Genomic DNA, 19,668 nt, shown 5'->3' with positions numbered 1-19,668 from the left:
TCCGTACCGGGATCGGTGCCCGGGTCCGTACCGGGGTCCGTACCGGGATCGGTGCCGGGATCGGTTCCCGGGTCCGTGCCCGGGTCGGTTCCCGGCTCGGTCGGGTCGTCCGCGGGCGTCACGACCGTCTTCGCGTCGGCCTTGGCCCCTTCGTCCCCGGCCGCATCGGCCTTCACCTGCGCCGTGGCGCTCACCTCTGCGGCCGAGGCACCGGTGGTGGCGACGCCCAGCACGCCGACTGCCATGACGGCGGCCGAGGCCACCCGCATCATGCGCCGGCGCGGCGTCGTACTCCTCTTACTCATGCGTCTCGCTGCCCTTCATCGCACGTTGGCAGGCCGCCGCGGATCGACGATCTCCAACGAGACGCACAGTAGGAACGGAAGCGGACACCTCCCTCGAAGCGCATTACCGGCGGCCTCGACCACGCGCCGGGGTGGTGACCACTGTCCTGTTGGGCCCCCGTCGTCAGCGCCTCGGCACAGCATTCGGCCGCAGAAGAGCCTGTCCGCTCTGCTTCATACGTTCAGGACATGAGTAGTTCACAGCTTCCGACCCACCCAGCGGGGCTCGCAGTGCCGGCACAGGTCCCACCAGTGCCTCTTCGACGCCCTCCAGAGGCTCGCGCACCGCCGAGGATGTCTCGCGCCGCCAGCCGAACGCCGTCTCTCGACAACGAAGGAAGTAATCCATGCGACCTCTGACCCGCCGGGCCGCGACCGCCACCGCGGTCACAGCCCTCATGCTCGGTGGAGCCACCGCCCTCGCCGCTCCCGCATCCGCAGTCGGCTCCACCGCGTGCACCAAGAACGTGGCCGACTACACCGCCTGGACCTCAACCACCGTCCACCTCCGCAACGGCCCGAGCACCAGCTACACGTCCCTGGGCCTGCTGCGCACCGACACCAAGATCACGGTGGCCTGCTACGCAAAGAGCGGCACCTGGGCCCACATCAAGGTCCGCAGCGGGGCCAACTCGGGCAAGACCGGATGGATCAGCGCCTACTACATCTCGGTGCCGATGCAACTGGACTAACCGCGCCACAGGGCGCGGCAACCGCCCCCGAAGGCGCCGTTCCGGCCTTCACGCCATGGGTGGGCCCTGACGCGAGAGCGCCAGGGCCCACCCAGCCCAACACGGCCAAGTTCCACCGATTCCTGAAACGCCACCTGAGTCCTCCCCTCCCTGCGGAGCCTCGGAAGGAGACACATTCCGTGAACCGACCACCCTTGGCCGCCCACTACGGCCTCGGTGTGATCTTCCCCGTTGTCGTATTGGACAGCAGCGGATGGAAGCAGGCGGCGCCCTGGGCCCGCCCCCAGCGGGCCACAGAACGCGATGACCTCCTGGTCCTGCGCTGGTCCGGTTTGGACCAAGACGAGGACGAGTCGGTACAGCTGCTGGTCGCCCTCGCCCGACTCGCACCCGACCCGCTCGACGACGAATCAGCGCTGGCGGCGTATGCCGAGCAGTTGCCCCGCTCCGCACGTCTGATCGCGCTGCGACCTTCCGCACTGATTGGCAGCTGGGCGGAGCGCCCCGGACAGCAGCAGCCGACGGCCGGCCGCGTCGCATAGCCCCTCTTACCGCCCGACCTGCACCACATCGGAGTCGAACATGCCCTACACCGACGAACCGGCTGTCGCCGTCATCACCCCGACCGGCCTGAGCAACCGCCGTCTCGCCTACCTGGAGGAGCTCTATGAGAGCCTCCGCCTGCAGACAGAGGTGACGTGGGAATGGATCATCGCACCGAATGGCCCCCGCGCGGATCCGGAGCGCATCCCCGAGCTGATCGCCAAGGATCATCGAGTGCGGGTCTGCGCCCGGCCCGATCCGGGTCCCGCGCCGGCTCGGAATACGGCGCTGAACTACGTGTCCGCACGCTTCGTCGCCTTCGCCGACGATGACGATCGGCTGCCCGAGCGTTCGCTCGCTGTGCGGTACGACCGCGCCATGGACAGTGGGCTCCGGTGGGTCGCCGGCTGGTCCGCCGACTGGCGGGTCGACGGAAGCCTGGAGACGTGGATGTGCCCGACCCCGGTCGGAAGGCACGAGCCCGGAGACGTCTGGACGTACTGGCCGACAGCCACTGGCAGCAAGCCCCCGTTGGGGCACTGCATGCTCCTCACCGACACCCAGCTCGCTCGGGCCGTAGGCCATGGCGGGTTGCACAAGGGTGAGGACTACACCTACGTCATGGGGGTCACGGGCCGCAGTGCCGGGGAGCTGCTGCCCGCTGTCGTCTACCATCGGCGGGACCACGATGACCAGTGGACAGCCGACGTGGACTACCGCGATCAGGCGGAGTTCGACGCGCGTACGCACGCCTGGAACCAAGGTCGGGCCGAACGAGCTCTCTACCGGGCGCTGCACTCGTGTAGGTTCCGCGATTTCGTGAGCAATTCCGCGTGATCATGAGCACTGTCCGAGCAATTCCGCAGTTCGGTGAGCAGTCGATCTCGCGACCTGCGGGTTCGTCGAGACCGTGGGTACGGTCTCTGGCTCCGTGACCGTCCTGGTGCTCATGATCGGCCGACAGGGGCAGTGCTCACGAAGCCCGGATTCCGGCGTTTCCGCAGCAACCACTGCTCACGAACTCGCGGAACCTACAACTCGCCAGACTGCCTGAACGAGGCGAAGTCACTGGTCTGACTGCAAGCCCGGGTGGTGGTGCCTGCTGGATCATTCCGCAGGCCAAGGGGCTGGCAGCGTTGGGTCACCACGTTCCTCGCGCTGCCGGTCGATCGCTCCAGCCTCATGAAGCCGGCCGACGTGTGGGTCTGCATCATGTCCGCTCGGTCTGCGGCATCGCTGGGACGGCTGGGCGTGGCACAGAGGGCAGCTCAGGCTCAGCGGACACGTGAAGCCGTCGGTGAGACCACCGCACGCCCAGCCGCACTCCGCGGCGCCCAGGGCGTGACCGCGGCGGTCGATGAGGATGCCGGCGCCGAGCAGCTTCAGGTAGTCAGCCTGGTAGAGGGGAGCTGGCACCGGTTGAGTGATCCCATCGGCGCCGAGTCGAGCTCGGTCTTGAAGCACAGTCCCTCTTCTGGTTCGGATCTCGCCGGTTCGGCCTTGCCGTTGGTGCCGTCATGCGGCTGTGAGCTCCGCTTCATCGAGCAGCAGCATGGCCTGATCGAGCACGGTGGTCCTGACGTTGCGGTAGAAGAGGGCGGGCGGCCAGAACAGCTCAGTCGGCTCCTGCATCCGCATGGTGAACCACAGCGCCTCACGCATGCTCTCCAGCACGTCGCGCGTCTGGCGCCGTCGCCACGCTCGGCCCGCCCACGTTCGCGCTCCGGCAACGTAAGCGTCCACCAGTTGCTGGAACCCCAACAGCGCCCGGCGCAGGTGGTCCTCCGCGACCCAACCGGCGCTGCTTCGGCTCAGGCCGTATGCCTCGTAGCGGTGCACCAGGCCCGTGGCCGCCTGGATCTCCCGCACGACGTCGCTGGACGCCAGAGCGTGGGTGAACTGCTGAGTCGTGATGCGGCGGGGGCGAGCGTGGCGGGCCGTGAACACGAGGTCCTCCGAGGCTGAGGCGGGGTGAGGGCCACAGCTTCGGGCTGTACCTGGCAGAAGCGAATCTCTCGCGAGAACCGCCTCAACGCCTTCCACCGCCTGCAGCGTCTGGTGCTCGCCCTCGGTCACAGGGCGCTGAGTGCTTCCTCCGTAGCTGCGGCGACCCCGCCCACCTTCTGCGCCAGCTCCATCAGCTCCTTCTCCTCAGGCTCATCGGCGTTGTCGAGGATGCCGGGGAGCTCGCCGCCCGTCGCGGCGATCACACGCATCGCGCGCAAGAACTCCTCGTAGCGGTCAGCTTCCGCCAGAGCGGCCTTGCTCGGGGGCGCGACGGCAGGCTGGACAGGCTCCTGTGGCTCGTCATCGAAGCCGTCAGAGTCGAAGTCGGTATCAGCGCCCCAGCCCTCGCTGTCGTCGCGCCGCGAGGCGGGGGCCGCACCGCCCTGCCGGGCCTGGGGTTCGTCCTCGCCGGCCCACATGTCCTCCTCCGGTGGCGCGTTTCGAGAGTGCGCACGGAGCGTCTCGTTCACCGCCTCGTCCATGTCCTCCGAACTATCGGCATCGGCCAGGCGGCTCTCCAGAGCATTGATCACTTCGGCGTCACGGCTCGGAGCGACCTGGCGCAGGGCGCGCTCGGTCAGCTGCAGCTCCAAGGCGTCGTCACCGAGCCGTTCGGTCAGCTGGTGGGCGAAGGCGGCGAAGCGCGCCAGTCGGTAGCGGTGCGCTCGGGAGGAGTTGGTGAACTCCTTGAGTACGTACTCGCGCGGGTCTCGGTAGCCCAAGGGCTCCCATGCCTTCACACGGACGATCTCCGTCATCGTGCCGTCCAGCTCGTCGGCCAGATGCAGGGCGCGTTCCGTCAGAGTCCGTGCGTACTCCGGAGTACAGGGTGTGCCCGGGTCATCGACGACGACGCCGGTGATGACGCCCGTCTCCGGCTCGGTCGCCTTCTCAAGGCTGGTCTCGGAAGTGTGGTTCATGATGCTCTCCGGGGGTCTGCCGCTGAAGCCGATGCAGGGAGCACTGTGCCGGGTAAAGCGGACACCCTCCTCGGCCGTGAACACGGTCGTCCTGGAGGGGGGCATGGGGTGCTCTAGCGAGTGCAGCAGGCGTCGGCCGTGCACCGGTGCACGGCCGACAGGGTGGTGGCATCGACTCGGAAACGCTCTGCGCGCTCGCTGATGCTCGTGCGGCGTGATAGCCGGGGCTGGGACGATACCGTCACTGCGGTGGCAGCCCGCACGGACCTGGGTGGCCCTTGAACTGCGGGCACATCCGGCTGAGCCGGTCGATCCAGCGGCAGCAGTATGTGGTGAACGCCCCGTCGGCTGGGACGTGCCAGAGCGCCTCGTCTTGTTCCCGCTGTCGTTCCGAGGGCTGCTCGGGGACGCGGAAGACATCGCCCTCGGCTAGGCCCAACTCGACGTCGTTGTCGAAGCGAATGCAGTACGGGAACGGGGTGACGTACTGCCGGACCAGCGTCACGCGGCCGAGCGCCCCGGCCGGCACGTCATGGGTGAGGCAGTAGTCCGCCGGCTCCGCGCCCCACCCCTCTTCAGCCTCCAGGTCCTCGTCCGGGTATGAGCCCCGAAGGCGGTGGCTGGCCCTCACCCGGTCGCCGACGTGCAGTGTCAGGGAGCCCACCCGCACCCGGCGCACCAACTCCAGCCGGTCCAGCAGCGAGAGCTTCTGCAAGAGGTCGTCGAGCTGCGTGTTCATCCGCCCGTCGCCCCATCGGTGCGCTTCTTGGTGGGGAGGGCAGCGAGCGGGGATCGATGGCCCTTGGGGGTCGCGTGGACAGCCCGCCAGTCGATGCGGCGGCTCCGGAGGAGCCGGTCCAGGTCGGCCTGACGGTAGAGGCGAACCAGAGTGTGGTGCCGTCCCTCGACGATCTCGGAATGGGTGAGCAGGCCGGCCCGAAGGAGGTGGTCGAAGTCGCTCTCCCTCACGCCGAGGGTCTTCGCCGCCGCGTCGCGCAGGTGTAGGCGGCCCGCGGCCGAGGCGCGTTGGACCGTACGGCGGTCGCGGAAGGTTTCCAGAGCGAGGCCGCAGTAGAGCGGGCGGGCGTGGTATTCCCCCCTGACGGGAAGGTGGCCCCGGCGGGCGAGCTCGGCGGCCGTGCCGGAATGGACGGTGATCGAGAAGCGGTCGGCGAGGTGTCGTTCGGCCCGGGCGGCGCCGACGTCCGGGAGTGTTCCGGTGGCCTGCTTGATGGTGTCGATGCGGGCGATGGCGTCGTCGAACACGGCGCGCGACCAGCGCTTACCGTTGACGTCAGGGCCGGGGATCAGGCCGAGGCGCCGGGCGCGTTCGAACTGCCACAGGTGCAGGCCGGCGCGGTCGGGGAACTGCATGGGGCCGTAGGACTTGAGCGCCGTACCGGTCGTGGTCACGTCGGTTCTCCGTCCGTGGTGTTACGGCTCTGCGGGACGATCACCGCTGACATGGCGTTGCCGGTGAGGGCCAGGACCCCGGCGATGGCTGTCGGGTCGCCGCGTAGCTCGAAGAGGATGTCCAGCATCCGCGCCCGGCCCTCCGCGCCACGTGGGACCTGCTCCAGCACGCTCTGCACGACTACCCGGGCGCGGGCGGTGGCCGACACCAGGTCCTCGACGTGCTCGAGAGCCTGGTCGAGCCGCATGCCCCGCACGGCCCGCAGGTCTTCGGCCACGGTGAGCGTGGTGACTGCATCGGCGCGATCGAGCACCAGGCGCTTGAGGTCCGGGACACCGGCGGCCGTACGGAGTCGGTCCGGGCACCTCTTGAAGACGACGCCGGACAGAAGCATCTGCGCGACATGCAGGGTGTAGGAGAAGCCGAACTGTTCGGCGTGGGTCGCCATCGCCGGCAGGCCGGCCAGCGACGAGGCACCCGGCTGGGTGTGGGCCACCCAGCACTCGGCTGCGCGTTCCTGCACGATCTTCCAGTAGTTCACCGGTACTCCTCGTCGTACTCGAAACCGTCGGCCTCGGCTTCGTCGGCCCAGCGTTCCTCGTCGGCCGCGTCGAGCGCGTACTCGATGCGCCTGTCCTCGTCCGGGTCGTAGGGCTCGGCGGCCTCGTCGGCCATGGCCTGGTGGTAGGCGGCTTCGTTCTCGGCTTCGTACTCGGCGCGCTGCTGCGGGGTGAGGGACGTCAGCCACGCTTCGTGCTTGGCGTGCTCGGCCGCGTCCCGGGCCTCGACGTAGCCCTGCCAGACGTAGGCGGCGAAGTGCGGCTCGGGCCCGCACCACGTCCAGTGGCCGGGGTGGCCGGCGGGCTGGGCGCAGCGTCCTCCGTCGATGGGGTGTGCGAAGCCGCGGCAGCGCAGGACGAGTTCCGTCGAGGGAGTACGCGGTCGGCGGCCGGCCGAGGCGTGGTCACGCTCGCGGCGCAGCTGGGCGAGGACGTCGGGGAAGCGGCGCCCGGTCGTACGGGCGATCTCCCGGGCCTTGCGCTTGAGGTAGTCGCTGCCGGTCTTGGTCACGGTCGCTCCACAGCGGGACCCCACGCTTCCCGCCGGACGTCGCGTGAGTGGGCGCAGCCGGACAGACGGATCCTTCGGGTGGTACTGCGCGGGACCCTGGTGCAGTCCTTGTCCGGCGGCGCTGCCCCGGTGCGGCGTGGGCGCGGGGCGGCAGCGGAAACGGCGGTTCGCGGCATGCCGTGGCGTACAGCTACACGGTACCGGCTGCCACCGACACAGAGGCAAGACCGCCGGGCGGTGACCGGTGTTGCACGAGCGGTGCCTGGTGATGCGTCAGGCTGGGATCGGCACGGGAAGGGAGCAGTTAGTGGCCACCAAGGCGCAGGCGGCATGGGAAGCGCTGAACTCACGGCAGCAGACCTACATGACGGTGCTGTACGACCAAGACCAGGCGCAGGAGACCGCGCGGGCGCAGGACGCCGCCGCTGGCTGCTACGACGACACACCGGCGTCTGTGTGGCGGTGGATCGACGTGGTCACGCCGGGAGCGAGGCTCACCTCGGTGCAGCGGGCCCTCGCCCTTCGGGACGTCCGGGACGACGGCGCCGGGTCGACGCTCCAGGCGCTCCAGCGGTACGGGCTGATCGAGGTCCGGGACGAGGTCGTCGAAGGGCCCAGGGGGAAGTCCCGGACGGTGAAGGCGAAGCTCACCCGGGCGGGGCGCGCGGCGGTGCGGGCGGGAACAAAGGAGCCGGGTCGGCGCCGCGCCGGTGAGCTGTCGGAGTACGCGTGGGAGCGCCTCGTCCGGCTGTGGAGGGCTGACCCGGGCACGGGGCGGATCTGGGGCCATAACACCTACGAGGCGCTCGTCGGCCGCCCGTCGCCGCCGTACGCCGAGGGTAAGCAGGGCGATTATCGGATCACCGAGGCCGGTCGTGAGCACTACCGCACCCTGTGGGCTCGCTACGCCGTGCTGTACCCGGACGTCGCCGCCCCGGACCCGGACGGCGGCCCCGAGCCGTGGCCGGCCGAGCTGCAGCGGACGCTGGACCGGATGAAGGGCTCGGTCGAGCTGGCGCACCGGGCCCAGTGGTCGGCGCACCGCCGGTGGGAGGAGGCGGAGCGGGACGTCGGGAAGACCGCGGCGCCCCGGGAGGGGGAGGCCGATGCGGAGTGGCACGCCCTGCTGCTGGAGCAGGCGCAGGCTCGTAGCGCGCTGGCGCTGGTGCATCGGGAGCGGGCGACTGCGGAGGCGGTCGTGGCCATCCGCCGGTACGCGCACGCCGTCTGCGTCGCGTACACGGCCGCGGTCGAGGGCAGCCCGACCGGGTCGGATCTGACCGCCGCGGTGGTGGCCGCGGCCGACGCGGGACGGGACAGCGTGAAGGTCCCGAAGCCGCCGGTGTGCGGCCTGCACCGGGTCGACACCGCCGTCCAAGAGGCGTACGGCACCCTGGCCGGTACCCGAACCCGCAAGCGCCCGCTGCCCAAGCAGATGCAGCCCTCCGCCCGGTCCGTGTGGCGGGACTTCACGGACCCGCCCCAGCACGACCTGGTGGTGCGCCGGCTCCTGGAGTTGGCGCGGACCGTGGCCTCGTACGTGGACGGGGGCGCGCTGCGCCGGGAGCTGCATCCACCCGCCGTGCCGGACGCTCCGGCCGACGGGTCTCCGGCGGCTGGTGTCACGACCGGGTGAGGGCCCGTTCGGACAACGCTGGGCGGGCGTGACCGTCTGCGGGGGCGTCGAGGGGGCACCACCCGCCGCGGACCAGCCGGTCGTTGAGGAGGTCGAGCACGTCCGCGTCCTCACCGTTGAGGTCGGGCAGCACAGTGCGTGGCCCGACGGGGCCAGCGAGGAGGAGCACCTGGCCGCGCTCGCGGACGGCCGAGACGAAGGCGTCGGTGAGGTCGACGGCGCCGAGGAAGAAGTGCCCGTGCCCGGCGTCCGCGTCCGCGGGCGCGGTGGCCGCGCGTACTGCGACCCAGCTCGGCGCCAAGGGGCCGGTGCCCGGGTGCTCCAGGCGTACCGACCAGCCGTGCGGCCCCAGTTCCCCGGCGCCCTGGGCGGGGAAGCCGTCCTCGAGCAGGTTGAAGTCGAAGAACTCGTACAGGCTTGGGTGGGGTTCGTAGTTCTCCACCTCGGCGTTCAGCAGGAGCACGGGCAGTTGCGGGTCGTCGGGCTCGTCGCCCGTGAGCAGGTGCGCGGTGGCGGTGATCTCGTAGGCCACGACGCGCTGCTCCCCGTCCTCGGTGCCGGCGTCGACGCGGACGGTGAACGGCTGCGAGGGGACTTCGGCCGGCACCGCCCAGCGGATCTCCGAGGGTGCACAGGCGAGGTGAGCGTACTGCGTCATCATCACGTGCGTGCCCGGGTTGAGGTCGGGGTCGAAGACGGACACGGTGAACTGCACGCTCGTGGGGTCGGTGGCGGTGTGCACGTCCTCCCCGCACTCGTAGCAGTCGTACCGGCGTGCGGTGCGCTCGGCGAGGAAGGCGCGCAGGTCGTACTCGACGCCGATCTGGTCCCGGCCGTCGACAAACCGTTCGACCTCCTTGGTGAGGGCGAAGCCGGGCTCCGGGACGGTCTGCTCTGTGCGCGGGGTGCGCAGGCTTCGCAGGGCGGCGGTGTACGGCATGCCGGTCTTCTCGGCCAGGGTGCGAGCGCGGGCAGCGAGGCTGTTGCTGGTGTTCTGGTTCTTCGTCACGGCGGACGGCTCCACGGGCGGGTCTCCCACGCCGGCGCCGCCCCAGTTCGCTCGGAGGAGGGTGCGCGGTACTACTCCACGGGCCCTTGCCGACGTGGCGCCGGTGCCGGTCTCCTGGCCGGCGGGCCTTCGAACCCCTGCGTGCCACTGCTGCGTGGGAGCGGGTGGCGGGTCTGCGCGGTGCGTGTCCAGCGCTGAGGGCAGCGTAGCGGCTGCCGCTGCCAGCCGGACCGCACACGCCGGGTCCGGCGTATCAGACCAGCTGTCCTCGGCAGCGGCGGGCACGACGACAGGTCGCGTTCTGTGGCGCCGGGCCGGTTTTCGGACAATCAGCGGCGACCCGCCGTCTGACTCGTGTGTGGGACGTACGGTGAACCGACGCCTGCGGCGGGGCGTTCCCCCGTCGTCCCGCCGCGGGAGTCCTGACCTGCGAAGTGCGCGCTGGCTGAGTGCGAGTCGGCACTACGGTCCGTTCACGGATGGACGTCAGGCTGAGGGCGGCCGTCGCGGCAGGATGTCTCGGCACATGGGACTTCTCGGACGCGCCAGTTGCCGTTCCTCGGGATGTGATCGCACAGGCGACGCTTGACCTCCCCGTGGATGCACTCCTCGCTGATGTGAAAGTGGCGGGTGCGCTGCCTTTCCGGCGCTGCCGGTGCGGTGGGGCGTCCGGCTTCCGCTGCTGTTCGTACCTGGTCGGGGTGTGCCGTTCGCAGCAGTTCGGTGATGGGTGACTCGGGCCCAGCAAGATCAGGGGTGGGGGTGGTGTGGGGGCGCAGCAGCCGGTTCGCGTTGAGGGGGTGTTCGTCATCCGGCTGGGCGTCAGGCGCGAGGAGGATGCAGGGGATGCCTCGGCGGTCGGGCCCGTGGGGAAGGTCGGCAGGGAGGAGATCGGGCTCCATCCCGTCGTTGAGCAACTGGATGATGCGGAACAGGAGCTGCTGTGGGCTGGTGGGGTCGGCATCCGCCGCCTGCCAGGCGGAGTGGTGCGCAGAACCGGCTGGCAGAGACGGAAGGCGTTCGGGCCGGGGGTGGCCGATGGTGTGGAGCCGACGGCCGTCGGCTGCGAGGACTGCTTCCAGCCACCACAGGTCGCCCTCCTGGCCGAAGGTGAGATAGGCGGCTCCTGGGATCTGCTCCTGGAGGGTGGAGGCGATGAGCGTGATGACGTCGCGGGCGGCGTCGCGCCGCAGGGCGGCGATGTGCTTGTAGGTGAGCAGCGGGGAGATCATCGGAGGGGCGGGCACGGAGCGGGGTCCTCTCGGTCTGTGAGTTCTTGGGTGATCTCTCGGTGCCATTCACGGTGTTCACGAGCGCGCTCGGTGCCGTGGTCGAGAGATTTGAGGCTGTGTCCCGGGCAGCACCAGTCGCGACGCTTGCCCAGGCGGGTCATCAAGGCCGCCACGTGTTTTCTCCCTGTCCTGTCCCCTACATGCCTCCGGCGGGCCAGGCGGAGTTCGCCTGGCCCGCCGGTCGGTCGGTTTCACCCGTGCTAGAACGGCGGCTCGTCGCTCGGGGGAGCCGAGTTGGTGGCCCACGGGTCCTCGGCGGGCGGGTCTCCCGCCGCCTTGGTCGCCTGGCGGGCGTTGCCGAACTCCTCACGGCCCGTGCCGTTGCCGGTGGTCTTGGCGATCTTGGCCGTGGCGTTCTTGAGGCTCGGCCCGACCTCGTCGACGTCCAGTTCGTAGACCGTGCGCTTGGTGCCGTCTCGGTCCTCGTACGACCGCTGCTTCAGTCGGCCCTGCACGATGACGCGCGTGCCGCGCTGGAGCGATTCCGCGGCGTTCTCCGCCGCCGTCCGCCAGACCGAGCAGGTCAGGAACAGGCTCTCCCCGTCCTTCCACTCGTTGGTCTGCCGGTCGAAGGTGCGCGGGGTGGAGGCCACACGGAACTTCGCGACCGCCGCGCCGGAGGGAGTGAAGCGCAGCTCCGGGTCGTCGACGAGGTTTCCGATGACGGTGATGACGGTCTCTCCTGCCATGCACTTCTCCTGGTGTGAGTGGGTGGCGGCCGGCGCGCACGTTGCCGGGGGGGGGTGGCTCGGTGTGTGCCGGCCGCCGTGGGGTGGTGACGAACGAATGGTGTCGGGGGAGGGCGTCGGCGGCGAGATCTCGCGAATCTCAGGCCGCCTGCACTTCGTGGGTGTTACGTCGATGGGTGGCGGCCGCTGCCTGCGCACGCAGGTAGTCGGCCATCTCCTGCGGGTCGTCGCGGAGGTCGAGGAGTTCGTCGGCGAGGCGCCGCGCCAGGCCTGGCTGATGACAGGACAGAGCCTCCAGCAGCCGCGTGCTGATGCCGGCCAGGGTGGTGGTCATGGCGGTGTAGGCCAGTAGCTGGACGTCAGGGTCGAGGTACTGGCGTTCTGTCTCGGTGCGGCGCAACGCGGCCAGTCCTTGGTCGAGGATGTGGTGGCGCAGCTCGGTGGTGAACACGACGGGCGGTCCCCTTCATGTGCGGATGGGGTGAAAGCATCATCGCCCGCAATCCGGACACCCCCTGCTGGCCGTGCCAGTCACCGATGGCACGGCCAGCATGGGCGGATCAGACGCTGTGCACGACCTCGGGCCGCTGGTCGGCTCGGGCCACGTACCGCTCTCCGAGTACCCGGGGTGCGCGGCCGGAGGCGCGGTCGAGCATCTCGGCACGCCATCCGTTGCCGGGAGGGACGGGAACGCCGTGCGGGGAGACGGCGTCGATGGGGAGCTTGAGCGCCGCTGCCAGCTCACGCCGCTCGGCGGTGGTGATCTCCTTGCTTCCGGTCCGGCGCTGAAGCGCGGTGGTGATGTGCAGCCACCCGTCGGGCTTCCGCGTCACCGACCAGTGCTTGCCGGTCTGCTTGCGCAGACCCGCGCGGAGCCCGTCCTGGACGTCCTTCTCACGGTCGAGCCGTACCGACTCCCTTCCGGCGGCGTCCGCCGGGTCCACGCTGATGCCGCCTTCCGACCACACCTGCGGTGTCTTGACCGGCTTGCCGGTCTTCCCGTCGACGGCGCCGGCCGCGTACAGCCAGCGGCCGTCCTGCGCCTTCGCGAACTGGTCCGCTCGGCTGCGCTCGCTGCCGCGCCATGCTGCTCGGACCTCCCTGATCTGCGCGTACGACTTGCGGGTGAACCCTTCCTCCGGGGCGTCCTTGGCCGTCTCCTCGCGAACCGGGGCGGCTGCGGGCAGCGGCGCGCTACGCAGCGGCGAGCCGACGGCCGGGTGGTCGGCGGCATACCGCTTGGCCATGGCCAGACCGACGACCCGAACGTGCCGGCAGGTGTGGTTCTTCTTGAAGTCCCGGCAGGTGCACTGCAGGGTGGCGCCGTCGTCGCGGTCCGTGGACAGCTTCATCTGTCCGTCCGCGTCGTTCCAGGCGACCGCCTGACCGGTCACGCTCGCGTCCAGGAACTTCGCTCGCGCCTGTGCGACCGCGACCTTTCCCGAGGAGAGTTCCGTGTCGATCCGCCGTCGGTCGGCGTAGAGGAGCGATCCTTCGTTACCGAAGCGCAGTGCCGCGCTCGGCGGGACCGTCGCGACCGCCGGAGGCATCTGGACCGGCCGGCCGGCGGCACGGGCGGCCTGCTTCTCCGCCTTGATCCGGGCACGGCGAGCGCTGTCGTCCTGCCCGGCCCGGGATCCGGACACAGGGCAGGAGTGCGCGGAGGTCATGGAGGCCCACTGGCCGCAGGTGGCGCACTTACGCTGCACCGACGCCTCGGTCGCTTCAGCGACGTTCTCGAACTGGTAGGCGACGTTGTTACCGTTCTTCGCCCAGACCGACTGGCTGACGTAGCTGGTCAGGGACGAGGCCGCCATCATCTGCTGGTACTGGCCGGGCGACATCCGGTAGGCGTACGTCTTGGCCGGCATCACCTGGCCGTCACGCTTGCGCGTGTACGGCCTGGTCGTGACCTCGAGGTAGCCGGTGTCCGGGTTGTAACCGACCTCCTGGATGCGTGCCGACGCCGGAGCGTTCGACGTGCGGGCCTTCGACAGAGCGGTGGCCGTGGATATCTGCGCAGGGTCGATCCCCGCGTCCAGAAGCCGCTTGTCGATGTCGATGCTCTTGGCGTACCAGTCGTCGTAGAGGGCGTTGTCAGCGTCGGTGAGCGGCGCGGTGTCGGGGTTCTGCCCGCGCAGCTCGGCGCGGCTTCGGATCTTCTCCCGGATCCGGTCCGCCTCGCGAGCGTGCTCTTCGACCTCGTCGAGCAGGGCCGCGTTCGGGCATTCGTCTCGTGCGTGCCCGAACTGGCCGCAGCCACCGATGCAGCGGATCGCCGCACCCGCGATCTCGGCCTTCTTGTCCTTGAACTGGATGCCAGCGTGATTCCGGTAGGCCTCCTCCGTCTTGGCCTGGCTGCGGAGCTTCTCGAACTCCTCCTCGTCGTAGCTGCCCTGAGCCTCCAGATCGTCCATCTTGGAGAAGATCTCCTCCATCGCCCTCTGGCGCTCGTTGACCCGCTGGCGCAGGTCTTCCAGCTCCTCGACGCGACGGGTGTTCGGGCACTCGTCCTTCAGGTGCCCGAACTGTGCGCACTGCTCGCACTTGACGGTGCCCTGGCCGACACCTCCGACGAGGGAGTTCGTGATCTGCTGGTCATGCTGCAGAGCCGTGTCACGTTCCCTGCGCATCTCCTCCATCTTGGTGAGCCCCGGGCCGATGTGCGCCCAGTTGTTGCGGGCGGCTTCATCGGCCCGCTCCTGGTGGCCACGGATTTCCTTGTCCAGCTTCTTCCACCGCGCCCGGGCATCGTCCCGCTGCGTGACGAGGAACTGGTTGGGGCAGGCACTCCGCTCGTGACCGAACTGGCCGCAGCCACCGATGCAGCGGATCGCCGCACCCGCGATCTCGGCCTTCTTGTCCTTGAACTGGATGCCAGCGTGATTCCGGTAGGCCTCCTCCGTCTTGGCCTGGCTGCGGAGCTTCTCGAACTCCTCCTCGTCGTAGCTGCCCTGAGCCTCCAGATCGTCCATCTTGGAGAAGATCTCCTCCATCGCCCTCTGGCGCTCGTTGACCCGCTGGCGCAGGTCTTCCAGCTCCTCGACGCGACGGGTGTTCGGGCACTCGTCCTTCAGGTGCCCGAACTGTGCGCACTGCTCGCACTTGACGGTGCCCTGGCCGACACCTCCGACGAGGGAGTTCGTGATCTGCTGGTCATGCTGCAGAGCCGTGTCACGTTCCCTGCGCATCTCCTCCATCTTGGTGAGCCCCGGGCCGATGTGCGCCCAGTTGTTGCGGGCGGCTTCATCGGCCCGCTCCTGGTGGCCACGGATTTCCTTGTCCAGCTTCTTCCACCGCGCCCGGGCATCGTCCCGCTGCGTGACGAGGAACTGGTTGGGGCAGGCACTCCGCTCGTGACCGAACTGGCCGCAGCCGCCCTCTCCGGTGCACTGCACGTTGCCGGTGCCCGGCTCGGCAAGGCGTACCCGCTGCGCCGAGGTCAGGGCCGGACGGGTGGGAAGTGAGGCCAGCTGAGCGCGCCGTTCCTCCTCCATGATGCGCAGGGCCTCACGGGAGACGTTGCTCTGGCCGATGTCGGCCTGCTGCCGGGCGGTGAAGCCTGAGACGGCCAGCTGGTCACGCCACTTGTCGGTCAGGGAGATACGCGTGTTCTCCCGCTCCGACTTCTGCCGGCGGACGAGCGACTTCCAGCGGCTTCGGGCCGCCGCGGCTGAGACTCCCATCGTGCGGGCGTAGACGTCGAAGTACCCGTCCTTCGCCTCCTGGTTGCGCTGCAGAAGCACACCGAGGCGCTGCATCGCCGCCAGGTCCTGGCCGCGCATCTTGTGCTTGGGCTGCAGCGGCCGGCCGTGCTCGTCCTTCCCCGTCTTCAGCCGGGCGATCTCCTGATCGATCCGGGTGACCATCCCCGGCTGCCGGTCGCTGTCCCGGTACTTGTCGGCCTGCGAGATCCGCGGGTCGCTCTCGATCTGCTGCTTGAGGCCCTTGAGGAAGGCCAGCTGCTCCTTCTCGGTGGGAGCCGGGAAGCCCTCGTACTGGTGACCGAACTCGTGCACGCCCGACTGCAGCTCGAAGTCGTCATAGTCCGTGTACCCGAGCTGCCTGAGCAGGTGCTTCTGATAGCCGATGACCGCCGAGCGGCCCTTGTTCTCGCGGCAAACCACGTTGTGCCCCTCCAGTGGATGTCTTACTGAAGGGCGATCTTGCGACTCAAAGCGGACAGCCCCCGTTCGGGCCGTCTGGGGGCCGAACGGGGGCTGTCACTGGTTGTCGTTGCGGAAGTCACGGCGCATGGCGATGACCGGCGGGCACAGCAGCAGCAGACCGATGAGACCGAGTCCCGGCCTGTCGAGCAGCAGGCCAAGGCCTGCAGTCGCTGAGCCGGCGAAGGTGAGCACCAGCATGGCCCGGCGCCGTTTTCGGTACTCGTTCCAGGCGGCGAAGGCGGCGGTCGGCGGCAGCAGATGCATGGTGATGAAGGCGATCAGCTCCCTCACCGCTGGAGACCTCCTTCTTCACGTGCGGGCGCCGTCGGAAGCCGCGTCGCCGGCGCGGCCGGCACCTCAGGCGTCCGCGGCCGCGCTGCTCTCCAGGACGGAGGTGTACAGGTCGTCCATCGGCACGTACTCGCGCTCCTGCAACTCGATGACGCCGGCGCGTCCGAGAGAGGACAGGTACGTGAAGGGGTCGATCGGATCGAGGATGACGAGGTTCTCCGGGTGCTCGACCACCACGACGACCTTGCGGCCGTCGGGCATCTCGGTCTCCAGGCCTGAGGAGGGCTCGCTGACGTCCCCGTCGACGTACTCGCCGCGGTTGAGGACGAGGGGCACGGGCGCCGACCACTCGCCGAGCTCTTCCTCCGCCGGGTTGCCCAGGTCGTCCTCGGCCGGCGCCAGGTAGATCACTCCGGTGGGCACCGTGCCGGCGGCCGCGGCGGCCAGCAGCTGCTGCTCCTCCTCGTCGAGGCTGTTCCAGCTTCCGTCGTCGTGGGCGGTGGCGTTGATGCGCTGCTGCAGCGTGTGCCGGATCGTGGTGGCGTGCGCCGACCGGGCGTCGAACGCTGCGAGCTCGGCCTGGTCGATCGCGTCCTGGTTGCCGCTGGCTATGGCCTGCTCGAGGGCGGACTCCAGTCCGGCGTAGTCCGGGATGAGCTGGGCGAGGATGTCGGCCGGCCGGTCGGCGAACACGCGCAGGGCCTGGTCCCGCAGGACGGCTTCGAAGGTGTGCGGCCGCTCCCGGCCGATGAGGGGGAGGGTGTAACCGTGCCCGGGGGACTTCATGTCGGCGGTGTTGGTGACGACGACGGCCGGCGCGGGCCGGGCGGGGTCGCACTGCTCGACTCCGAAGTCGGGGGTCTCGGAGTTGTTGATGGCGTTCATGTGGTGGCTCCTGGTCTGGGACGAATGTTCGGGGTGTGTCGTCCAGGTCGTCATCGACGACCTGGACGTGGTCGCGGAGGTTGCGTCGAGGCTTTCCGACGCGCGGGAGGTGGTCGTGGTGCGGGCTTCAGGCAGTTGCTCGTTCCTCGGTTCCAGCAGCTAGGCGGCCAGCTCGTGGCTGGGTTGTGGGCGGGACGGTAGACGAAGGGGCGGACACCCGGGCTCGACGGCTTCCTCGCCCTCGGCGAGGAGTTCGTGCGCACGCTGGCTGCGCAGGCCGAGGCGGGCCAGGGACTCGGTCCAGTTGAGGCCCTCGTCCCGCAGGAATTCGAGTTCGAGGCGAAGCAGGTCAGGTGTCCACTCGCCGGAGCGCCCTGCCGTGCGTGTACCGAGGGGCTCGGCGGCCGGCTGGTCGATGTTTTCCTCTTCCCAGGCCAGCGGCGGGTCCCACCGTTTGGCCAGGGCTCGCTGGCGGGCGAGTTCGGAGGGCCCTGGCCGATGCGACAGTTGCCCCCAGGCCGCCAGTACGGCGGCTTTGACCGACGGGGTGGCGCTGCCGGTCTGGTTGAAGTCGGTGAGGGACTTGACGGTGGTGCCGCCCGCGCGGGCGATGGCGTTCAGCGTCCAGCCGAGCGCGCACAGTCCCCGGAGGCGGCGGATCAGGCCGACATCGGTGACCCCGGGACGACGCTGGAACGCAGGAGCAGGCAGCTCGGTGAGCGCGAGAACCTGGCGTGCCATCGTCGGGTGGATTCCTCTGCGAAGTCCTGCGGCGTGGTCGTCGATGACGCTCGTGAGCGTGGACGAATTCACCCCGGCTGTCTTGGCGATGAAGGCGATGCTGGCCAGTTCGTACGCCTCCTGAAGTTGTCGGACGTGCTCGACGACTGGGGTGGCGTCAACGGCGTCTTTCCGGAGGGCCGGTGCCAGGTCGGTGGCCTTCAGGGCGAGCAGTCGTTCGGCGAAGCGGACCTTGATGGTCCGGGGCCGGCCCGCCCGCACGTCCTTGAGGGTGGCAGCCAGTGTGCTCACCGTCATCGTCGCGGCGTGAGCTACGACGGCTACTGAGATCTCGGGATGTTCCACGAGGATGCGGTCCACATGTTCCACCACTGGGGCAGCGTCAGTGGACTGCCCACCGTAGCCGCGGGCTTCGTTGGGAAGGTCTGCGGCGCTGAGCAGGAGCAGGCGGTGGGCCACGTCGGCGCTCACGTTGCGCTGCTGTCCTCGCTCAGCAGCACGCAGAAGGTCTTTCAGGGTCGTGGGGGGCACCTGCGCGTGCCGGGCCATGGCCGTGACGGGCAGGTGCGGACGCTGGACGATCAGGTCCTGCACATGTCTGGCGGCTGGCAGCGAGTCGATCACGCCGGTGTCGAGAACGTAGCCGGTACGCCTCCGGTCCCCTGCGGCCGTGGTCGCCGACGGGTGGAGATCGTTGAGGGAGATCTGCTGCGGCTCCTGGAGGGTCGTCGCGTTCACTGCCTCGGCGTGTGAGGTGCCGACGCCGGTGATGCGGATGCGGGAGCCGCCGTCAGGGCTGCACGACCAGTACACCTGTTCAGGTGCAACGTGGTGGTCAGAGGTCATGGTGGCGGTGCTCCTGTGAGGTCTGCTGATGCTTTCCGGGTGGTGAGCCGTTCGAAGGGTGGTTCTGGGCAGCTTAGGAGGAGGTGATGCCACCTCCTCCTCCTGGCGAGTTTCCGCTGAGCACTGTCGGCGGGAGAGCCTCGTCGGCGGTTCCGCTCGGAGGCGGGAAGAGCTGACGGCCAGCCGCCTGCCGCCGGTCACGCGGGCCAGTGCACCGGCCTGGCTCGCGTGGGGTACAGCACCGGCCTGCGCCGCTGTTCGCTGACAGCCCGGTCGGCGCGCGCCTGAGCGTCCTTCTCGAGTTCACCCACGTCGTGGAAAGCGTCGCCGCGGGACACGGTGACGTTCGGACCGAGCCGGAACAGCACGGCGTTGACGGCGCAGCACGCAACGTGGATCTCGTCGATGTCGTTCATCCACCACCAGTAGTCGGCGGGATCCTTCCCTTGGAACCGCAGCGTGGCGGCTGCCGCGCGGACCATGGTTCCGGTTCCGGCGCACGGCTCGATCAGCCGGGCACCCGGCGGGACCGGCTCGGTGAGGAGGATCTCCGCGTGGTGGTCGGCCGCGATCGCCGGAGTGAAGAACTGGCCGGCCTTCTGCCGGTCGGTGTAACTGCGCATCCGTTGGACCAGAAGACCGATCAGGTCTTCGTCTTCGCAGCGTGTGAGATCGCTGGCGTACTCCAGCAAGCCGGCACGGACCAGGATGCGGATGTAGTCGCTGAGCCCACGAGTGTCGCCGTCACCCGCCTGGGCGAGCCACTCGTGGAGAGGGCGCGCTGCCTCGGCCAGGACAGGGTTGTAGGACCAGAGGTTGTTCCACACCGCACGCAGGACGTCGGTGGCCTCCTGGTCGTCCAGCGGGAGGAGCAGCGGACCGTAGTCAGGGCCCGCAGGGGTGCGGGGCGCTGCCAGAGCGAGGGCGGCGAGCGTGCCCACGGCAATCGGCAGGTCGCTGGTACCCCCTCGGTTCTCCAACCACCAGGCCAGGGCGACATCGGCGATGTGGCGGGCGTGGTCGCGGCCGGATTCGGGAGCCATCGCGCGGCGGAAGGATGCCGGGGGTATTCCGTACATGGTCATGAGTAGGTCTCTCCCTCGGTGGAGCAGAGTGTTC

The 19,668-nt window shown here is 69.6% G+C and carries 20 protein-coding genes; 4 read left to right on the top strand and 16 right to left on the bottom strand.

Translation table 11 applies throughout. The annotated features are described in order from the left end of the window. On the bottom strand, positions 1-305 hold a 305-nt coding region (locus tag ACWD3O_RS08540; protein WP_451415278.1), incomplete at its 3' end, for a hypothetical protein. 386 nt (positions 306-691) lie between these two features. On the opposite strand from ACWD3O_RS08540, the gene ACWD3O_RS08535 reads away from it, so the two are divergent. From ACWD3O_RS08535 to ACWD3O_RS08525, 3 genes are all read left to right on the top strand, one after another. Beyond that, a complete protein-coding gene (locus ACWD3O_RS08535; RefSeq protein WP_351866868.1) occupies positions 692-1,036 on the top strand; it encodes an SH3 domain-containing protein in 345 nt (114 codons plus the stop codon). Between the two features lie 179 nt (positions 1,037-1,215). Next, positions 1,216-1,578 carry a hypothetical protein gene (locus ACWD3O_RS08530; protein ID WP_332757086.1) on the top strand — a complete coding sequence of 121 codons (363 nt, stop codon included), beginning with the start codon at positions 1,216-1,218 and terminating at the stop codon, positions 1,576-1,578. Between the two features lie 40 nt (positions 1,579-1,618). After that, positions 1,619-2,416, top strand: coding sequence for a glycosyltransferase family 2 protein (locus ACWD3O_RS08525; protein WP_451415277.1), 798 nt, complete (start codon positions 1,619-1,621; stop codon positions 2,414-2,416). Between the two features lie 678 nt (positions 2,417-3,094). Here the strand turns inward: ACWD3O_RS08525 and ACWD3O_RS08520 are convergent. From ACWD3O_RS08520 to ACWD3O_RS08495, 6 genes are all read right to left on the bottom strand, one after another. Beyond that, complete coding sequence (locus ACWD3O_RS08520) at positions 3,095-3,655, bottom strand: hypothetical protein (RefSeq protein ID WP_451415276.1); 561 nt, start codon at positions 3,653-3,655, stop codon at positions 3,095-3,097. Next, positions 3,652-4,506, bottom strand: coding sequence for a hypothetical protein (locus tag ACWD3O_RS08515; RefSeq protein WP_332757083.1), 855 nt, complete (start codon positions 4,504-4,506; stop codon positions 3,652-3,654). Before ACWD3O_RS08515 ends, ACWD3O_RS08520 begins: the two co-directional genes overlap by 4 nt. A gap of 241 nt (positions 4,507-4,747) precedes the next feature. Continuing rightward, the gene (locus ACWD3O_RS08510; protein WP_332757082.1) at positions 4,748-5,245 is read right to left on the bottom strand and encodes a hypothetical protein; all 498 of its coding nucleotides are present in this window, start codon (positions 5,243-5,245) and stop codon (positions 4,748-4,750) included. Beyond that, positions 5,242-5,919 carry a hypothetical protein gene (locus tag ACWD3O_RS08505; RefSeq protein ID WP_425823752.1) on the bottom strand — a complete coding sequence of 226 codons (678 nt, stop codon included), beginning with the start codon at positions 5,917-5,919 and terminating at the stop codon, positions 5,242-5,244. The genes ACWD3O_RS08510 and ACWD3O_RS08505 overlap by 4 nt, the downstream gene beginning before the upstream one ends. Beyond that, positions 5,916-6,461, bottom strand: coding sequence for a hypothetical protein (locus ACWD3O_RS08500; RefSeq protein ID WP_451415275.1), 546 nt, complete (start codon positions 6,459-6,461; stop codon positions 5,916-5,918). Before ACWD3O_RS08500 ends, ACWD3O_RS08505 begins: the two co-directional genes overlap by 4 nt. Further along, positions 6,458-6,991: a hypothetical protein gene (locus tag ACWD3O_RS08495; protein ID WP_451415274.1), complete on the bottom strand. Its 534-nt coding sequence runs from the start codon at positions 6,989-6,991 to the stop codon at positions 6,458-6,460. Before ACWD3O_RS08495 ends, ACWD3O_RS08500 begins: the two co-directional genes overlap by 4 nt. A gap of 307 nt (positions 6,992-7,298) precedes the next feature. Between ACWD3O_RS08495 and ACWD3O_RS08490 the strand changes: the two genes are divergently transcribed. Continuing rightward, entirely contained in the window at positions 7,299-8,627 is a 1,329-nt protein-coding gene (locus ACWD3O_RS08490; RefSeq protein WP_451415273.1) for a hypothetical protein, read from the top strand. Here the strand turns inward: ACWD3O_RS08490 and ACWD3O_RS08485 are convergent. The 9 genes from ACWD3O_RS08485 to ACWD3O_RS08445 form a co-directional block, all read right to left on the bottom strand. Next, entirely contained in the window at positions 8,614-9,636 is a 1,023-nt protein-coding gene (locus tag ACWD3O_RS08485; protein WP_451415272.1) for a hypothetical protein, read from the bottom strand. The two genes, ACWD3O_RS08490 and ACWD3O_RS08485, sit on opposite strands and share 14 nt — an antisense overlap. 473 nt (positions 9,637-10,109) lie before the next feature. After that, complete coding sequence (locus tag ACWD3O_RS08480; RefSeq protein ID WP_451415271.1) at positions 10,110-10,868, bottom strand: hypothetical protein; 759 nt, start codon at positions 10,866-10,868, stop codon at positions 10,110-10,112. Between the two features lie 260 nt (positions 10,869-11,128). Next, positions 11,129-11,617, bottom strand: a complete 489-nt coding sequence (locus ACWD3O_RS08475; RefSeq protein ID WP_451415270.1) for a single-stranded DNA-binding protein — start codon at positions 11,615-11,617, stop codon at positions 11,129-11,131. 139 nt (positions 11,618-11,756) lie between these two features. Beyond that, the gene (locus ACWD3O_RS08470) at positions 11,757-12,068 is read right to left on the bottom strand and encodes a hypothetical protein (RefSeq protein ID WP_451415269.1); all 312 of its coding nucleotides are present in this window, start codon (positions 12,066-12,068) and stop codon (positions 11,757-11,759) included. A 109-nt stretch (positions 12,069-12,177) separates the two neighbouring features. Beyond that, a complete protein-coding gene (locus ACWD3O_RS08465; protein WP_451415268.1) occupies positions 12,178-15,744 on the bottom strand; it encodes a hypothetical protein in 3,567 nt (1,188 codons plus the stop codon). 96 nt (positions 15,745-15,840) lie between these two features. After that, complete coding sequence (locus tag ACWD3O_RS08460; protein WP_451415267.1) at positions 15,841-16,077, bottom strand: hypothetical protein; 237 nt, start codon at positions 16,075-16,077, stop codon at positions 15,841-15,843. A 66-nt stretch (positions 16,078-16,143) separates the two neighbouring features. Then, positions 16,144-16,962: a hypothetical protein gene (locus ACWD3O_RS08455; protein ID WP_451415266.1), complete on the bottom strand. Its 819-nt coding sequence runs from the start codon at positions 16,960-16,962 to the stop codon at positions 16,144-16,146. A 159-nt stretch (positions 16,963-17,121) separates the two neighbouring features. After that, complete coding sequence (locus ACWD3O_RS08450) at positions 17,122-18,549, bottom strand: hypothetical protein (RefSeq protein ID WP_451415265.1); 1,428 nt, start codon at positions 18,547-18,549, stop codon at positions 17,122-17,124. 197 nt (positions 18,550-18,746) lie between these two features. Further along, positions 18,747-19,634, bottom strand: a complete 888-nt coding sequence (locus ACWD3O_RS08445) for an N-6 DNA methylase (RefSeq protein ID WP_451415264.1) — start codon at positions 19,632-19,634, stop codon at positions 18,747-18,749. Between the last annotated feature and the right edge of the window lie 34 nt (positions 19,635-19,668).

This window comes from Streptomyces sp. NPDC002640 (assembly GCF_053592575.1).
The sequence above is the reverse complement of the archived record's forward strand: the minus strand, read 5'-3'. Positions and strand labels throughout refer to the sequence as shown.

Coding starts and splice junctions, on each gene's coding strand:
- ACWD3O_RS08445 (WP_451415264.1), bottom strand. CDS start 19,634: ATGACCATGTACGGAATACCCCCGGCATCCTTCCGCCGCGCGATGGCT.
- ACWD3O_RS08535 (WP_351866868.1), top strand. CDS start 692: ATGCGACCTCTGACCCGCCGGGCCGCGACCGCCACCGCGGTCACAGCC.
- ACWD3O_RS08480 (WP_451415271.1), bottom strand. CDS start 10,868: ATGATCTCCCCGCTGCTCACCTACAAGCACATCGCCGCCCTGCGGCGC.
- ACWD3O_RS08525 (WP_451415277.1), top strand. CDS start 1,619: ATGCCCTACACCGACGAACCGGCTGTCGCCGTCATCACCCCGACCGGC.
- ACWD3O_RS08455 (WP_451415266.1), bottom strand. CDS start 16,962: ATGAACGCCATCAACAACTCCGAGACCCCCGACTTCGGAGTCGAGCAG.
- ACWD3O_RS08515 (WP_332757083.1), bottom strand. CDS start 4,506: ATGAACCACACTTCCGAGACCAGCCTTGAGAAGGCGACCGAGCCGGAG.
- ACWD3O_RS08450 (WP_451415265.1), bottom strand. CDS start 18,549: ATGACCTCTGACCACCACGTTGCACCTGAACAGGTGTACTGGTCGTGC.
- ACWD3O_RS08475 (WP_451415270.1), bottom strand. CDS start 11,617: ATGGCAGGAGAGACCGTCATCACCGTCATCGGAAACCTCGTCGACGAC.
- ACWD3O_RS08510 (WP_332757082.1), bottom strand. CDS start 5,245: ATGAACACGCAGCTCGACGACCTCTTGCAGAAGCTCTCGCTGCTGGAC.